Origin of the sequence: Mycobacterium sp. 663a-19 (genome assembly GCF_035616495.1) — a bacterium.
Classification (GTDB): Bacteria; Actinomycetota; Actinomycetes; order Mycobacteriales; family Mycobacteriaceae; genus Mycobacterium.
Genome location: NZ_JAPJAV010000012.1, coordinates 77,937 through 94,150, shown reverse-complemented (window position 1 = coordinate 94,150; position 16,214 = coordinate 77,937). Strand labels below are relative to the sequence as shown.

Annotated in this window: 15 protein-coding genes and 1 pseudogene; 12 read left to right on the top strand and 4 right to left on the bottom strand. The window is 69.5% G+C overall.

What is annotated here, in order from left to right; genetic code table 11:
* Window positions 1-52: 52 nt before the first annotated feature.
* The 6 genes and pseudogenes from OQ968_RS20250 to OQ968_RS20225 form a co-directional block, all read left to right on the top strand.
* A pseudogene (locus OQ968_RS20250) lies at window positions 53-124 on the top strand (galactose-1-phosphate uridylyltransferase); the annotation flags it as partial.
* Window positions 98-1,135 carry a galactose-1-phosphate uridylyltransferase gene (gene galT / locus OQ968_RS20245; protein ID WP_420715968.1) on the top strand — a complete coding sequence of 346 codons (1,038 nt, stop codon included), beginning with the start codon at window positions 98-100 and terminating at the stop codon, window positions 1,133-1,135. The pseudogene OQ968_RS20250 and the gene galT, both read left to right, overlap by 27 nt.
* Entirely contained in the window at window positions 1,132-2,220 is a 1,089-nt protein-coding gene (locus OQ968_RS20240; RefSeq protein ID WP_324681054.1) for a galactokinase, read from the top strand. Before galT ends, OQ968_RS20240 begins: the two co-directional genes overlap by 4 nt.
* Complete coding sequence (locus OQ968_RS20235; RefSeq protein ID WP_324681053.1) at window positions 2,221-2,982, top strand: Mut7-C RNAse domain-containing protein; 762 nt, start codon at window positions 2,221-2,223, stop codon at window positions 2,980-2,982.
* Window positions 2,983-3,002: 20 nt separating this feature from the next.
* Window positions 3,003-3,386 (top strand): hypothetical protein, encoded by a 384-nt coding sequence (locus OQ968_RS20230; RefSeq protein WP_324681052.1) that lies wholly within the window; start codon window positions 3,003-3,005, stop codon window positions 3,384-3,386.
* Window positions 3,356-4,054: a PAS and ANTAR domain-containing protein gene (locus OQ968_RS20225; protein ID WP_324681051.1), complete on the top strand. Its 699-nt coding sequence runs from the start codon at window positions 3,356-3,358 to the stop codon at window positions 4,052-4,054. The genes OQ968_RS20230 and OQ968_RS20225 overlap by 31 nt, the downstream gene beginning before the upstream one ends.
* On the opposite strand, the gene OQ968_RS20220 is transcribed toward OQ968_RS20225, so the two are convergent.
* Complete coding sequence (locus tag OQ968_RS20220; RefSeq protein ID WP_324681050.1) at window positions 4,044-4,547, bottom strand: hypothetical protein; 504 nt, start codon at window positions 4,545-4,547, stop codon at window positions 4,044-4,046. The genes OQ968_RS20225 and OQ968_RS20220 overlap by 11 nt on opposite strands.
* Before the next feature lie 91 nt (window positions 4,548-4,638).
* Window positions 4,639-5,316: an LpqN/LpqT family lipoprotein gene (locus OQ968_RS20215; protein ID WP_324681049.1), complete on the bottom strand. Its 678-nt coding sequence runs from the start codon at window positions 5,314-5,316 to the stop codon at window positions 4,639-4,641.
* Between the two features lie 166 nt (window positions 5,317-5,482).
* Between OQ968_RS20215 and OQ968_RS20210 the strand changes: the two genes are divergently transcribed.
* Complete coding sequence (locus tag OQ968_RS20210) at window positions 5,483-8,110, top strand: GH92 family glycosyl hydrolase (protein ID WP_324681048.1); 2,628 nt, start codon at window positions 5,483-5,485, stop codon at window positions 8,108-8,110.
* A 6-nt stretch (window positions 8,111-8,116) separates the two neighbouring features.
* On the opposite strand, the gene OQ968_RS20205 is transcribed toward OQ968_RS20210, so the two are convergent.
* Window positions 8,117-10,513 (bottom strand): lysylphosphatidylglycerol synthase transmembrane domain-containing protein, encoded by a 2,397-nt coding sequence (locus tag OQ968_RS20205; RefSeq protein ID WP_324681047.1) that lies wholly within the window; start codon window positions 10,511-10,513, stop codon window positions 8,117-8,119.
* Between the two features lie 160 nt (window positions 10,514-10,673).
* Here OQ968_RS20205 and OQ968_RS20200 point away from each other — a divergent pair, with 160 nt between their 5' ends.
* Entirely contained in the window at window positions 10,674-11,624 is a 951-nt protein-coding gene (locus OQ968_RS20200; protein ID WP_324681046.1) for a class I SAM-dependent methyltransferase, read from the top strand.
* Window positions 11,625-11,626: 2 nt separating this feature from the next.
* Entirely contained in the window at window positions 11,627-12,568 is a 942-nt protein-coding gene (locus OQ968_RS20195; RefSeq protein WP_324681045.1) for a class I SAM-dependent methyltransferase, read from the top strand.
* Window positions 12,569-12,582: 14 nt separating this feature from the next.
* Here OQ968_RS20195 and OQ968_RS20190 read toward each other — a convergent pair whose 3' ends face one another.
* Window positions 12,583-13,737 carry an FAD-dependent oxidoreductase gene (locus tag OQ968_RS20190; RefSeq protein ID WP_324681044.1) on the bottom strand — a complete coding sequence of 385 codons (1,155 nt, stop codon included), beginning with the start codon at window positions 13,735-13,737 and terminating at the stop codon, window positions 12,583-12,585.
* Between the two features lie 90 nt (window positions 13,738-13,827).
* On the opposite strand from OQ968_RS20190, the gene OQ968_RS20185 reads away from it, so the two are divergent.
* The 3 genes from OQ968_RS20185 to OQ968_RS20175 are packed head-to-tail and all read left to right on the top strand — an operon-like array spanning window position 13,828 to window position 16,212.
* Entirely contained in the window at window positions 13,828-14,547 is a 720-nt protein-coding gene (locus OQ968_RS20185) for a FadR/GntR family transcriptional regulator (protein WP_324681043.1), read from the top strand.
* Window positions 14,544-15,341: an ABC transporter permease gene (locus OQ968_RS20180; RefSeq protein ID WP_324681042.1), complete on the top strand. Its 798-nt coding sequence runs from the start codon at window positions 14,544-14,546 to the stop codon at window positions 15,339-15,341. Before OQ968_RS20185 ends, OQ968_RS20180 begins: the two co-directional genes overlap by 4 nt.
* Window position 15,342: 1 nt before the next feature.
* Window positions 15,343-16,212 carry an ABC transporter permease gene (locus OQ968_RS20175; RefSeq protein ID WP_324681041.1) on the top strand — a complete coding sequence of 290 codons (870 nt, stop codon included), beginning with the start codon at window positions 15,343-15,345 and terminating at the stop codon, window positions 16,210-16,212.
* The last annotated feature ends 2 nt before the right edge of the window (window positions 16,213-16,214 follow it).

The following is a 16,214-nucleotide window of genomic DNA, read 5'->3' as shown; positions in this document are numbered from 1 at the left end:
ACGTCATGGTTACCCGAACCGCGTCGCGGCGGCCAAGCTAGTCTTCAACGTCGTGACAGCGCCGACGCGGGCGAAGCTGGCCGATGGCCGTGACCTGCTGTTCTTCTCGCTGCCCGGGCGCCGGCCGGCGCCGGTCGAGGACCGCAGGCCGCTGCCGGCGCGCGACCCCGACCAGTCGCAGCTGCGGCTGGACCGGTCCACCGGGCAGTGGGTGATCGTCGCGGCGCTGCGACAGGACCGCACCTACAAGCCGCCCGCGGACCAGTGCCCGCTGTGTCCGGGACCGACCGGGCTGACCAGCGAGGTGCCCGCCCCCGATTACGACGTCGTGGTCTTCGAGAACCGGTTCCCGAGCCTGTCGGGGGCCCCGGATCCGATGCCGGCGCCGAGCTCCGACGGCTTCGTGTCGGCGCCGGGGCACGGCCGCTGCGAGGTGATCTGCTTTTCGGCCGACCACACCGGGTCGTTCGCGGAGCTGGCGCCGGCGCATGCCCGGCTGGTCGTGGACGCCTGGCGGCACCGCACCGCCGATCTGCTGGCGATGCCGGGTGTCGAGCAGGTGTTCTGTTTCGAAAACCGCGGCGAGGAAATCGGCGTGACGCTGACTCATCCGCACGGCCAGATCTACGGCTACCCCTTCCTGACGCCGCGGACCGCCGCCATGCTGCGGCAGGCGCGCGAGCATCGAATGCGCCACGGCGGCAACCTCTTTGCCGACATGCTGGCGCGGGAGGTCGCCGACGGCGGCCGCGTCATCGCCCGCACCGAGCAGTTCACGGTGTTCGTGCCGTTCGCGGCGCGCTGGCCGGTCGAGGTGCACATCTACCCGAACAGGTTCGTGCGCAACCTAATCGATCTCGACGAGGGGGAGCTGGACGCGTTCGCGCGGGTCTACCTCGACGTGCTGGCGCGGTTCGACCGGATGTATTCGGCTCCGCTGCCCTACATTTCGGCGCTGCACCAGTACACCGAGTCCGACGCCCAGGCCGACGGCTACTTTCACGTCGAGCTGATGTCGATCCGGCGCAGCGCCACCAAGCTCAAGTACCTGGCGGCCTCCGAATCGGCGATGGACGCGTTCATCAGCGACGTCACGCCCGAGGCCGTCGCCCAGCGGCTGCGGGAGCTCGGGTGACCGTCCGATACGCCGCCCCGGGGCGGATCAACCTGATCGGCGAACACACCGACTACAACCTGGGGTTCGCGCTGCCGATCGCGCTGCCGCAACGCACCACGGCCACGTTCGTTCCCGACGGCGGCGACGCGATCACCGTGACCAGCGACCGGGTGGACGGCTCGGTGCGCATTCCGCTCGACACCGCGCCGGGCGGCGTCACCGGCTGGGCCGGCTACGTCGCCGGGGTGGTGTGGGCGCTGCGGCAGGCCGGCCACCCGGTGCCCGGCGGCGCGATGTCGATCACCAGCGACGTGGAGATGGGGTCGGGCCTGTCCTCCTCGGCGGCACTGGAATGCGCGGCCCTGGGCGCGATCGCGTCGGCCGCCGGCGTGCACATCGACGCCAAAGACCAGGCGCGGCTGGCCCAGCGCGCCGAAAACGAATACGTCGGCGCCCCAACGGGTTTGCTCGACCAGCTGGCCGCGCTGTTCGGGCAGCCGTCGACGGCGCTGCTGATCGACTTTCGCGACGTCACCGTCGCGCCGGTGCCCTTCGACCCGGACGGCAGCGGCGTCGCGCTGCTGCTGATCGACTCCCGGGCCCGCCATCGCCACGCCGGCGGCGACTACGCGGCCCGGCGCGCCTCGTGCGAGCGAGCGGCCGCCGAGCTGGGGGCGTCGTCACTGCGCGACCTGCAGGACCGCGGACCCTCGGTTGTGGCCGCGCTCAGCGACCCCGTCGACGCCAGGCGCGCCCGCCACGTGCTCACCGAGAATCGCCGGGTCCTCGATTTCGTTGCCGCGCTGCGCGTTTCGGACCTCGCCGAGGCCGGGCGCATCTGCAACGCTTCGCATCAGTCCATGCGCGACGACTTCGAGATCACCACCGAGCACATCGACCTGATCGCCGACACGGCCGTCGGCGCGGGCGCTTTGGGCGCCCGGATGACCGGCGGCGGCTTCGGGGGCTGCGTGATCGCCCTGGTGCCGGCCGACCGGGTGGATTCGGTGACCGAGGCGGTGCGACGGGCGTTGTGCGACAAGGGGTTTCAGCGGCCGGTGATCACCCGAACCCACGCGGCGGCGGGCGCGGGACCCGGGTAGGTGGGCGAGCCGGCGGGGGCCGGCTACGTCGAGGTGCGGGCGTACGCCGAGCTCAACGACTTCCTTGCGGCCGAGCTGCGTGGCGCCACCGTGCGCCGCCCGTTCCGGCCGCACCAGACCGTCAAGGACGTGCTGGAGGCGATGGGCATTCCGCACACCGAAATCGACCTCATCCTGGTCAACGGCGACCCCGCGGACTTCGACCACCGGCCGGCGTCCGGCGACCGCATCGCCGCCTACCCGATGTTCGAGGCGCTCGACGTCGGTTCGACCGCCAGGCTGCGGCCGGTGCCGCTGCGCGATCCGCGGTTCGTCGTCGACGTGAACCTGGGACGGCTCGCGCGCCTGCTCCGAGTGCTCGGCTTCGACACGTGGTGGTCGAGCGACGCCGACGACGCGGCCCTGGCCCGCATCAGCCTGGACGAACAGCGCATCCTGCTGACCCGCGATCGCGGCCTGTTGAAGCGGCGCGCCATCACGCACGGCCTGTTCGTGCACTCCCAGGATCCGGAGGAACAGGCGCTCGAGGTGATCAGGCGGCTGGACCTGCGCCAGCGCCTGGCGCCCCTCACTCGTTGCGTGCACTGCAACGGCCGGCTGGCCACGGTCGCCAAGGACGACGTGATCGACCAGCTCGAGCCGTTGACCGCCCGCTACTACCAGGAATTCAGTCGCTGCGCCGAATGCGGGCGGATCTACTGGGCGGGGTCGCATCACGCGAAGCTGCTCGGACTCGTCGAAAGGCTCCGCGAGCGACTCTGAATAGCTGTAACGTCACGGCTATGAGTGCGGTGACCTGCGCAATCTGCGGCGGCGGCTTCTCCGCGCGCTCGGACGCGGTCTACTGCTCGTCGGCATGCCGGCAGAAGGCGCACCGCGCCCGAACGGCCCGCCGGATCGCCGACCTGCGCGCGGGCGTCGACGCCGGGCCGCGGACGGGGCCCAGCGCCACCGGGAAGGCGCTGCAGCGCTCTGCCGCCGGCACCATCCAGCGCGCCCGAGACCAAGTGCGGCGATCCCGCGAACTGTGTCGCCTCGCTGCCGAGCGGCTCCAGCAAGCGGCCGCGGTCCAACAACAATTCGGCCGGGCAACGGCGGACGCCCAGTTCCCGGCCGCGCGACCGGGGGATGTGTCATGGCGTGGGAACTTGACGGTCAAGCCGTAGCGGTCGAGCAGGCCCTCGCCGGCGGCACACCGCAGCGCGTGGGCTGGTTTCGCTTCTATTTCGAGGACCAGCGCTGGGAATGGTCCGAGCAGGTGCAGCGCATGCACGGCTACGAACCCGGGACCGTCACACCGACCACCGAGCTGGTGCTGGGTCACAAACATCCCGACGATCGCCGCCGGGTGGCCGCGACCATCAACGACATGGTCACCAAGCGTCAGGCGTTCAGCACCCGGCATCGCATCATCGACACCGGCGGCGTCACCCACCAGGTCGTCGTGGTGGGCGATCAGTTCTGCGACGACGGCGGTGGGGTCGTCGGGACGCACGGCTTCTACATCGACGTCACGTCCCCGAGGGATTCCGAGCCGAAGGATTCCGAGGCCGTCATCACCGCACGGGTGGCCGAAATCGCCGAGCGCCGCGGGGCGATCGACCAGACCAAGGGCATGCTGATGCTGGTCTACGGCATCGACGAGGATGCCGCGTTCAACCTGCTCAAAACGCTGTCGCAGGTACACAACTTGAAGCTCGCGGTGATCGCCCAGCAGATCGCCGACGACTTCTCGGCTTTGGGCCAACATCACATCGCCTCGCGGTCGAAATTCGACCAGGCGCTGCTGACGGCGCACCAGCGCGCGCGGCCCACGGCGCCGACTAGTCGCTAGCGTCCTCCCCGGAGGCGGGAGTCAACCGCACCGCCGCCAGGTGCATCCGGTCGACGGCCTCGGCGAACTCGTCGAGCGTCGGCATGCGCTGGTCGCGAAACTTCAACCCGATCGTCCGCTGCGCGCGCTGCACGCCGTAGGACTGGGCGCAGCGCGAGTAGAGATCGGCGACGACGGCGCGGTCCCGGATGAGCTCACCGCGCATGGCGGTGGTCTTGCCGTCGTAGAAGACCTCGGCGGGGGCGCCGTCGCGGAAATTCTGCTTCCAGGGGGCGCCGGTCAGCGCGTAGAGGTCGTTGTCAATCACGTGGGCGCTCAACGGAAGTGAGAATCGTCGCCCCGTCTTTCGTCCGGTGAAGCTCAACACCATCAGCTGCTTGCGCGCCGCCCCGGCCAGCGGGGTGCGCAGCAGGGAGCGCAGCATCGGGTTGACGATGCGAAGCAGGCCCGTCGGCGGATGCCCGACGTCTATCGCGTGCGACTGTCGTGCCATCCCAACACCGTAGGGCCAATCGGTGTCCGGGGGAACAGGCCGGCGCGCCGCGGGAGCGCGTTGGTCCCGCGGCGCGATCCGGCTGCAGAACTCAGACGGAAATGCTGGTTTGGTCGTCGACGATGTTCATCGCGTCCGTCAACGGGCCCTGGTCGGCGGCGAGCGAATCGGCGTTGAGCTGAAGCACGAAAAGCGCGCCCTGGCCGGGGATCACCACGGTCTTCTGCCCGACGAACCGCGTCTTGCCGCCCTTGACGTAGGTGCCACTGATCTGCCAGGCCTGAAAGCCGCTGAGGGTGGACGCCATTCCGTCACCGGAAACCTGGGCGCCGGGCAGGTTCTGCACCTCGCCCGGGGCGTACTGGATGATCTTCGACGGGTCGGCATTGCCGTCGAGCTTCGCGACGAGCGCCGAGATCGTCGGCGGATCGGAAGGATCCGACGGCGTCGAGTAGGCGATGGTGCCGTACGACGCGCCGCTCTCGTTGGCTACCTGCCAGCCCGGGGGCATGGGCAGGCTGATCGTGGGGGAGCCCGGATCGCCACGATGAACGGGGGTCTGCGTGATGTGGTTCTCGTTGAAGTAGTCGAGGATGCTCTTGTGGGCCTGCCCAGACGGTGTCGCGCTGGTCGTCGTCGTCGAGGTTGACGTCGAGGTCGATGTGCTCGTGGACGTCGACGTCGACGGGGATTTCTTGTTGCTAGATCCGCAACCCACGAGCGCCAGAATCAGCGCCACGGTAATGGTTGCTGTGGTCAAGTGTTTCATTTATCAGCACTCCCGGAAATCGGGCCGGTACCAGCGCCGGCCACGCTGATTGAGACTAGCCCAAGTCGGTCCGGAAAGTTGCTGGTTGATTTCGGGGCATTATTCGGCACCGCCGCCTGGGACCGAATCGCCCACGCGAACACCCGTGATGCAGTAAGAGACAGCTATGCGGTCGCGAAGGGCAGTCATCGCGCTCATCGGGGCGACCGCTGTCTTCCTGACGTTCATCGCGGCGGCCCCGCCCATCGCTTACGACGGGGAGCCCGGTCTGGTCACGAACCCGGCCTATCACGTCGACACGCTGATCGGCACCGGGACGGGCGGGGAGACGGTGGGGGAGATCAACAACTTCCCCGGCGCCTCCACGCCTTTCGGGATGGTGCAGTACTCGCCGGACACCCTCGACAACTACGCCGGCTACAACTACGACAACTCGCGCTCGACCGGGTTCAGCATGACCCACGCCTCGGTGGGCTGCGCCGCGTTCGGCGACATCTCGATGCTGCCGACCACCAACCCGACCGGCTCGCAGCCCTGGAACGCGTGGGAACGGATCGCTCACAACGACACTGAGCAGGGCGTGCCGGGCTACTACACGGTGAGATTCCCCGGCACCGGCGTCATCACGGAACTGACCGCCACCACCCGCACCGGCATCGGCCGGTTCAGTTATCCGCACGATGGCCGGCCGGCCCTGCTGCACGTGCGCTCGGGTGTGTCGCTGGCGGGCAACTCCCGCGCGACGATGCAGATCGGCGAGGACAACAGCACCATCACCGGATGGGCGACCAGCGGCGGATTCTGCGGCAAGAACAACACCTACACGGTGTATTTCGCGATGAAGTTCAGCCAGCCCTTCACCTCCTACGGCACGTGGGACGGCTATCGGGTATACCCCGGAATCCGCGGCGCCGCTTCGCCTTACACCGGGGGATACGTCGAGTTTCCCACCGGCTCGGTGCTGGAGGTGCGCACCGCGATCTCCTATCTCGGCATCGACGGCGCGCGCGCCAATCTGGAGGCCGAGGGCGGGGCGAGCTTCGAGGAGGCGCGTGCCGCCGCGTCGTCGCAATGGAACTCCACGCTGTCCCGCATCGCGGTGGCCAGCAGGCGCGCCGACGACCTGGACACCTTTTACACCTGTCTGTACCGATCGCTGCTGCACCCCAACACCTTCAACGACGCGGACGGTCGCTACCTCGGATTCGACGGCTTCGTGCACACCGTCGCCGCGGGGCACACCCACTACGCCAACTTCTCCGATTGGGACACCTACCGCGGCCTGGCGGCGCTACAGGGACTGCTCTTCCCGGAGCAGGCCAGCGACATGGCCCAGTCGCTCGTCGACGACGCCGTACAGAGCGGATCGTATCCTCGTTGGGCGCTTGCGAATTCAGCGACGGGCGAGATGAGCGGGGACAACGTGGTGCCGCTGATCGCCAACCTCAGCGCCTTCGGCGCCAACGACTTCGACCGCAAGACGGCGCTGCGTTACATGGTGAACGCGGCGACCAAGGGTGGTGTGGGACTGGGCGGCTACGTGGAGCGGCCCGGCATCGACACCTACCTGCGCCTGGGCTACGCCCCGCAGACGGCGGCGTTCGGCGTCGGCGCGTCGATCACGCTGGAGTGGTCGGTCGACGACTTCGCCATCTCCCGATTCGCGGACTCGCTCGATGAGGCCGCGACCGCCGCCGAATTTCAGAAGCGGTCGCAGAACTGGCAGAACCTGTTCAATCCCAGCACCCGATACATCTCGCCGCGCGGTCCGAACGGATTCTTCGCCACCGGACCGGGTTTCGTGGAGTCGCAAACGGGCTTCGGGCAGGAGGGATTCGACGAGGGCAACGCCGAGCAATACGTCTGGTGGGTGCCGCACAACGTCGCCGGGCTGGTGACCGCCCTGGGCGGCCGGAAGGCGGTGGCCGACCGGCTGGACCGCTTCACGAAGAAGCTCAACGTCGGCCCCAACGAGCCCTATCTATGGGCCGGCAACGAACCGGGATTCGGGGTGCCGTGGCTGTACAACTACGTCGGTCAGCCGTGGAAGACCCAGCTCACGGTCGACCGGGTGCGTGGTCTGTTCGGTCCCACGCCCGACGGCGAGCCGGGCAACGACGACCTCGGCGCCCTGTCGAGCTGGTATGTCTGGGCGGCGCTCGGGCTCTACCCCAGCACCCCGGGCACACCCATCCTCACCGTGACCGCGCCGCTTTTCGATCGGGCCGTAATCGCGCTTCCGGGAGGGAAATCCATCCAGATCATCGCTCCGGGTGCGTCCGGGCCACACCACCTGAAGTACATTGACGGCCTGACCGTCGACGGCCGGGCCACCGACCGCACCTGGCTGCCGGAGTCGATCATCCGGACCGGCGGTGACCTGAAGTTCGCGCTCTCGCCCTACCCGAACAAGGTGTGGGGGACCGCGCAGTCGTCCGCGCCACCGTCGTTCGGCACGGGCAGTTCGGCGGTGACCGTCAACGTCTCCCGTCCCGTCGTCGCGATCCCGCCCGGAAAGACCGGGACGGTGGAGGTCGATGCCCAACGGATGATCGATGGCGTCGACGGCTACGTCACCAGTGTGACGTCGTTCGCCGACGGAATCACGGCGGCACCCGTGTCGGGACGGTTCGCGGCCGACGGTTCGGCCTCCATCGCCGTCGCGATCACCGTGGCCCGGTCGATGCCCGCGGGCTACTACTACTACCCCGTCTACTTCACCACCACGGTCGGGGACAGCGTGAGGAGGACGATGGTCTTCGTGGTCACCGCGACCGAGATCGACGAACCCTGACGCCCGTCAGACCATCTCGTTCGCGGTGAGCCACCGCATCACCGGCCAGCCGACGAACACCGGCAGCCAGCAGGTGAGCACCCGGTACAGCAGGACCGACGGCACACCGACGGCCGCGGGTATGCCGAAGGCGGCCAGACCACCGATCAACGCCGCTTCCACGGCGCCGACGCCGCCGGGCGTCGGCGCGGCCGAGGCGAGCGTTCCGCCGACCATCGTCACCACGGTGCAGGTGACGAACGTCGCGCCGCCGCCGAAAGCCTCCACGCTCGCCCACAGCGCCAGCGCCGCACCGAGAGTCGTTCCCGCGCAACCGAGTACGATCAGCGCCAGCCGCTTCGGCTCGCGGGCTAGCTCGACCAGGTCGTCGGTCACCTCCTTCAGCCGCGGGCGCATCGCCGTCGCCAGCCAGTGCCGCAGCTTGGGCACGAACAGAAACGTCCCCAGGATGCCCAGCGCCACACCCCCGATCAGGTACAGCACCGTGGCATCCGGGACGAAATGCTTGAGGTCCATCGAAGCGCCCGCGACGGTGCTGAACAGGATCAGCAACACCAGGTGGGCGATCACCTGCACCGACTGCTGCAGCGCCACCGCCGCGGTGGCCCGCATCGCCGACAGGCCGCCCTTCTGCAGGATCCGGGTGGACAGCGCCAGCCCGCCGACGCCGGCCGGGGTGGTGGTCGCGGCAAAGGTGTTGGCCACCTGCGCAATCGACAGCTTCCAGAAGCTCACCGAGCCGTCGGTGCAGGCCCACAGGGCGGCCGCCGCGCCCACGTAGGTCAGCGCCGAGACGGTCAGGCCCAGCAGCGCCCACCACCAGTTCGCGTTTCGCACCTCGGCGAAGAACGTCGGCACCGTGCTGATGAAGGGGTAGGCGACATAGACCAGCGCGCCCAGCAGCACGAGCTGGATGAACTGGCCGCGGCTGAACCGGGTGATGGTCGCGGCCTGGATTTGATCGGCACCGGTTTGGCGCATGACCTCGGCCCGGGCAGCGGAGATGACGGCGCCGGCGTCGGCAATCGACCGCCGAACACGTTTCGGCACAGCGGCTTTGGTGAGCCGGCGCGATGCCGTCAGGACGGTGTCCTTGCCGAATGCGTCGATCGCGGCGGCCACCGCGGACTTCGGGTCGTACAGCGCCGATGTCGTCACCAGCAGTTGCGCGACGTCGGACTGCATCTGGGCCTCGGTGGCGCCGTATTCGGCGCTGCCGAATCCGCCGAACAGCACCGCGCCGTCGTGCACGGTGATCTCGTCGCCGCGCAGGTCGCCATGCGAGATCTGTTGGTCCTGAAGGGCTTTCAGCGACTCCCACACCCGCGCGACCGGGGTGGCGCCCGCGCATTCGCGCAGGGGAACCCCCCGAACGGGCCGGTGCGCGTACAACATCCAGCCGCGGTCGAGTTCGGCGACCGCAATGGTCGACGTGTTGGCGACGCCGACATCACCGATCGCGATGGCCATCAACGCGCGGTGCTCGACGATGCGGCGCATCGAGGTCTGCAGCGGCGCGGTCTCGGAGCCGCGCAGCCTCAGCTTCCACCACAGTTGGCGCAGCGCGCCGCCGCTGCGCTGATGGGGGCCGTACAGCTCGATGACGGCGGCGTTGGCGGCCGCGTCGGGCGCCGAGTCGGCGTCCTCGCACGCGGCCGAGAGGACCAGCGGACCGGGCCCGGCCGGCCGCATCACATGCAGGGCGGACACCACGCATCCGTGCCTGGCCAGCGCGCGCACGGCGCCGTCCAGCGGCACCTCGAGGGCGGGGGTGCCGACGACCAGCACCACAAGCGCGCCGACGAACCACCCGACCGCCAGGCCCAGCAGGGAGCGGGCGGGGACTATCGCGCTGACGAACAGGTGGATCGGCACGAACGCCAGCAGCAGCGTCCACCACCAATGCCGCCAGCGCGCGGGAAGCCAGGGACCCGACACAGTCAGCACCGCCGCGAGCATGGCGATCCACCGCGGGTCGTCCAGGATCTGGGCCAACACCGTCTGCGGTCGGTCGGTCAGGTCGAAGTGCCACCGGGGCGCCGCGATGCCGTTGCCGCCGATGGACAGCGGAAGAACGGCCAGCAGCCCCGCAGCGGCGTAGGCGCCGAGCAGCTTCCACTGCCGGGCGGCGATCAACCCGGTCAGGATCGCGAACGGCAGCACCAGGATCGCGATGCCGTACGCCAGGTAAACGAGATCGGATTGGGTGGGCGTCAGCACCCCGACGACGTCGGAGATCGACTTTTCCAGCGCCACCCACTGCGGGCGGGTGATCAGCGAACCGGCGATGACGATCCCGAAGAACACGACGGTGGCGCCCAGCCGCAGGATGTCGTTGGTCCGCCGGGTCAGCGGTTGCAGCAAGTCGCCCGAAACGCTGATGTCGCGCCCGTCAACCCGCATGTCCACGATCCTTGTCGCTGGGGCCGCGCTGTAGGTGGCTCGCCGACAACTTAACCGGATACCTCGGGGTCGGTGCGGGGGAACCTGACGGACAGCTCGTTCTCACCTGGCGCGCGTAGGGTCAATACGTAGGCGTGCTAGCGAATTGGAGGGCATAAGCGTGGCGAGAACCGACAACGACACCTGGGAGATCACCGAGAGCGTGGGCGCGACGGCACTGGGCGTCGCGGCGGCCCGCGCGGCCGAAACCGAGAGCGAGAACCCGCTGATCAGCGACCCGTTTGCGCGGGTTTTCCTCGACGCCGCGGGGGACGGCATGTGGAACTGGTTCGCCGCACCCGACCTGCCCGCCGAGATCACCGAGGCCGAGCCCGACCTGAAGCCGCGCATGCTGGGGATGGTCGACTACATGGCCGTGCGGACGTCGTTCTTCGACCAGTTCTTCCTCGACGCGACCCGCTCCGGCGTGCGTCAGGTGGTGATCCTGGCGGCGGGCCTGGACTCGCGGGCGTGGCGGCTGCCGTGGCCGGACGGCGTCACGGTGTACGAGCTCGACCAGCCCAGGGTGCTGGAATTCAAGTCGTCGGCGCTGCGGGAGTGTGGGGCGCAGCCCAAGTGCGAGGCGGTGCACGTTCCGGTGGACCTGCGCCACGACTGGCCGGCGGCGTTGCGGCAGGCCGGTTTTGACGCCTCGGCGCCAAGCGCCTGGTCGGCCGAGGGGCTGTTGCCGTTCTTGCCGGCGGCGGCCCAGGAGCTGTTGTTCGAGCGCGTCCAGGCGCTCGGCGCCGTCGGCAGCCGGGTCGCCGTGGAGGCGCCCGGCCCCGATTTCCTCGTCCCGGACGCCATCGCGAAGAGGCGCGAGACGATGCAACGGGTGCGCGAGGTGATGGCCAGGCTCGAGCCGCAACGCGAAATCCCCGAGGTGCAAGACCTGTGGTACCTGGAGCCGCGCGAGGACGTCGACGCCTGGTTGCGCCGCCACGGCTGGGCCGTGACGGTGACACCGGCCGAGGAGCTGATGGCCCGCCACGACCGCAGGCCACCACCCAACATCGAGGACGCCGCGCCCAAGACCCTGTTCGTGACCGCGGAGCGGACGGAGGCGAACTGAGCGTGGCCAGAACCGACAACGACACCTGGGAGATCACCGAGAGCGTGGGGGCGACGGCGCTGGGCGTCGCGTCGGCCCGCGCCGTGGAGACCGAGAGCGAAAACCCGATGATCCGCGACCCCTTCGCGCGGGTCTTCCTCGACGCCGCCGGCGATGGGCTGTGGAATTGGTACTCGGCGTCGCACTTGCCCGACGAGATCCTGGAAGCGGAACCGGGACTGCGGTTGCAGATGACCGCGATGGTCGGTTACATGGCTTGCCGCACGGCGTTTTTCGACGAGTTCTTCCTCGACGCGACGAATGCCGGCATCCGCCAGGCGGTCATCCTGGCGGCGGGCCTGGACTCCCGCGCGTGGCGGCTGCCCTGGCCGGACGGCGTCACCGTGTACGAGCTCGACCAGCCACGTGTGCTGGAGTTCAAGTCGTCGACGCTGGACGAGCACGGGGCGCGGCCCACCTGCAATCGGGTCGCAGTCCCGGTGGACCTGCGCCAGGACTGGCCAACCGCGTTGCGGCGAACGGGTTTTGACGCCTCGGCGCCCAGCGCCTGGTCGGCCGAGGGCCTGATGCCGTATCTGCCGGCCGCGGCCCAGGACCTGCTGTTCGACCGCATCCAGGAGCTCACGGTGGCGGGCAGCCGGGTCGCCGTGGAGGCGCTGGGCCCGAAGTTCATCGACCCAGAGTTCCGCGCGAGGCGTCGCGAACGGATGAACAGGATCCGCGCCCTGGTGGCCAAGGTGGACCCGCAGCGCGAGATCCCCAACAACGAGGAGTTGTTCTACTTCGAGGAGCGCGAGGACGTCGGTGACTGGTTCCGGCGCCACGGCTGGGACGCGACGGTGACGCCCTCCGACGAGCTGATGGCCGGCTATGGCCGCAGCGCCCCGAAGGAGGTCGCGGAGGAGGTCCCGCGGAATCTGTTCGTGGCCGCGCAGCGCGGGTAGCGCGCCTAGGTTTTCTAGGTTTTCAGAGGCAGCGCGAACGCCGAGCGCGCCGCCACCGACGCGACGTGGCGGGTCAGCACGGCTTCGGGGACCAGTGCGGTGGCGCGGCTCGCGGCGGCGCTCAGGAACGCCGGACGCAAGTTGACCACCCGGCCGATCAGCGCGGATTCGCGGACGATGCGCCGGACGCGGCGCCGGCGGAATGCGGCGAACCGGACGAAGGCGGTGGGCAGGTCGTCCGCCTGGTCGACACACGCGCCCAGCACCGCGGCGTCCTCGAGTCCCTGGCAACCGCCCTGTCCCAGGTGCGGGCGCATCGGGTGCGCCGCGTCGCCGACCACCACGACGGGTCCGCGTGCCCAGGTCCGGGCGGGGGTGCGGTCGTAGAGGTCGTTGCGCAACACGTCTTCGGGGGCCGTCATCGCCAGCATGCTCGGAATCGGTTCGGGCCAGCGCGCGAATCTTGATTGCAGATAGGGCAATTCGCCGTCGGGCGAGAGCTGTCCTTCGGGTGCGCGCTCCGTGGCGAACCAATACAGCCGATCCGCGCCCATCGGGACATGGCCGGTTTCGACGCCGGGTCCAAGCGTCTCGCCGGCCAACTCCGGGTCCATGGCGCAGCTGGCCACCCCGCGCCACGCGGTGTAGCCGACGTAACGATCGGCGAGCGGGCCGTTGAGGTGGCGGGCCACCACCGAGCGGGTGCCGTCGGCGCCGATCACCCCGTCGGCCACGCGGGCGTCGCCGTCCGACAGCTGGACCCGCACCTCGTCGCCCGCGGGCGCGAGTCCGACCGCGGACAGCCCATATTCGACGGTGCCGGGCGCCAGCGCGCCGGCGAGGATGTCGCGCAGCGCCGAGCGTTGCACCACCACCAACGGTTCGCCGAGCGCCTTGATCAACCGCTCGGGCGCCGGCCGGCGCAGCCACGAGCCGTCGCGCCAACGCAACGCGCCCGCCGTGATGCGGCCACCGGCGTCGCGGACGGCCTGGCCCAACCCGATGCGGTCCAGCGCGGCGAGCGCGTTGGGCCAGATGCTGATGCCGGCGCCCGAGGACGTGTCGGTGCGCTCCTCGACGACGGTGACGGCGTATCCGCGCCGCTCCATCGCCACCGCCGTCGCGAGGCCGGCAATGCCGGCCCCGACCACGACGATCCGCTGCCCCATGCGCTGAACCTAACGTCTCGCCGGGGAAAGATTCGCGACACGCCGGTGGTCTGACCACTTTACTTGCGTCACACCAGCCACACTGGCCGCATGCCGTTACAGCCGGTGCGCCGCTCGGTGCCCGAGAAGGTGTTCGAGCAGATCGCCGCCGACGTGCTCAGCGGCGAGATGCGGCCCGGTGAGGCCCTGCCCAGCGAGCGCCGGTTGGCGGAGGCCTTCGGGGCGTCCCGGCCCGCCATCCGCGAGGGGCTCAAGCGACTTTCGGCGGCCAGCCTGGTCGAGGTGCGCCACGGCGGCGTCACCACCGTGCGCGATTTCCGGCGGCACGCCGGCCTGGACCTGCTGCCCCGGTTGCTGTTTCGCGACGGCGAGCTCGACCACGCCGTGTTCCGCAGCATCCTCGAGACCCGGCTGCGCATCGGGCCGAAGGTCGCGGAGCTGGCGGCCGAACGGCACGAACCCGAGCTCGCCGGCTCGCTCGAGGATTCGCTGCTTGCCTTGGACGCCGAAGAGGACCCTCTCGCGTGGCACCGCGGCACGCTCGCGTTCTGGGATCAAGTGGTCGACGGCACCGGCTCGATCGTATTCCGGTTGATGTACAACGCATTTCGCGCCGCCTACGAGCCGGCGCTGGCCGCCCTGGCCCCCGCGCTGACCGGCGAGGTCAGGGGCCGGGACGCCTACCGGGAAATGGTCGGCGCGATCGGTGCCGGCGACCCCGCCGGGGCGAAGAAGGCCGCCCACGACGCGCTCGAACGCGCGAACACCACGATCATGGCCGCCCTCGACCGCCGGGAGATCCCGCAATGAGCAGCCCCGCCGTGATCACCACCTACCTCCGGGCGCAGATCCAGCCCGGGATCGACGCCGTCGGCGGGTTCTACCGAACTTGCGTGCTGACCGGCAAGGCGCTGTTTCGCCGGCCGTTCCAGTGGCGCGAGACGATCGAGCAGGGCTACTTCATCACCAGCGTCTCGTTATTGCCGACGCTCGCGGTCTCGATTCCGCTGACGGTGCTCATCATCTTCACCCTCAACATCCTGCTCGCCGAGTTCGGCGCCGCCGACATCTCCGGCGCGGGCGCGGCGCTGGGCGCGGTCACCCAGCTGGGCCCGCTGACCACCGTGCTGGTGATCGCCGGGGCCGGCGCCACGGCCATCTGCGCCGACCTGGGTGCGCGCACCATCCGCGAGGAGATCGACGCGATGGAGGTGCTCGGCATCGACCCCATCCACCGGCTGGTGGTGCCCCGCGTCGTCGCCGCGACCATCGTCGCCACGCTGCTCAACGGCGCGGTAATCACCATCGGGCTGGTCGGCGGTTTCGTCTTCGGCGTTTTCATCCAACACATTTCGGCCGGCGCCTACGTCGGCACCCTCACCCTCGTCACCGGCCTGCCCGAGGTGGTCATCTCGGTGATCAAGTCGGCCACGTTCGGAACCATCGCCGGGCTGGTTGGCTGCTATCGCGGGCTCACCACAAAGGGCGGTCCCAAGGGCGTCGGCACCGCCGTCAACGAGACGCTGGTGTTGTGCGTGATCGCGCTGTTCGCGGTCAACGTGGTGCTGACCACGATCGGCGTGCGATTCGGGACGGGGCGCTGACGTGTCGACCCTTACCGTGCTGCGCGCCCGCTATCCGCGGACCGTCGCCAGCCTCGACCGCTACGGCGGCGGTGCGGTCCGAAGGCTCGAGAAGATCGGGATTTTCGCGAGGTTCACCCGGATCAGCGTCATGCAGATCGGGTGGGCGCTGCACCGCTACCGCAGGGAGACGCTGCGGCTCACCGCCGAGATCGGCATGGGCACCGGCGCGATGGCCGTGATCGGCGGCACGGTCGCGATCATCGGGTTTGTGACGCTGTCCGGCAGCTCGCTGATCGCCATCCAGGGCTTCGCGTCGCTGGGCAACATCGGTGTCGAGGCGTTCACCGGATTCTTTGCGGCGCTGGCCAATACGCGCGTCGCCGCCCCCATCGTCGCCGGCGTCGCGCTGGCCGCCACGGTGGGCGCCGGCGCCACCGCGCAGTTGGGTGCCATGCGGATCAGCGAGGAGATCGACGCGCTGGAAGTCATGGGCATCAAGTCGATCTCGTTTCTGGTGTCCACCCGGATCCTGGGCGGGCTCGTGGTGATCGTGCCGCTGTACGTGCTGGCCCTCGACATGGCCTTCACCTCCGGCCAGGTCGTCACAACGATCTTCTACGGGCAGTCGAACGGCACCTACGAGCACTACTTCCGCACCTTCCTGCGCCCCGAGGACGTGGGCTGGTCGGTCCTGGAGGTGGTGATCATCGCGGTGGTGGTGATGGTCACCCATTGCTACTACGGCTATACCGCCAGCGGCGGCCCGGTCGGCGTCGGCCAGGCCGTCGGGCGGTCGATGCGTTTCTCGCTGGTCTCGGTGGTGGTCGTGGTCCTGCTGGCCGAGTTGGCGCTCTACGGCGTCGACCCGAACTTCAATCTCACGGTGTGACG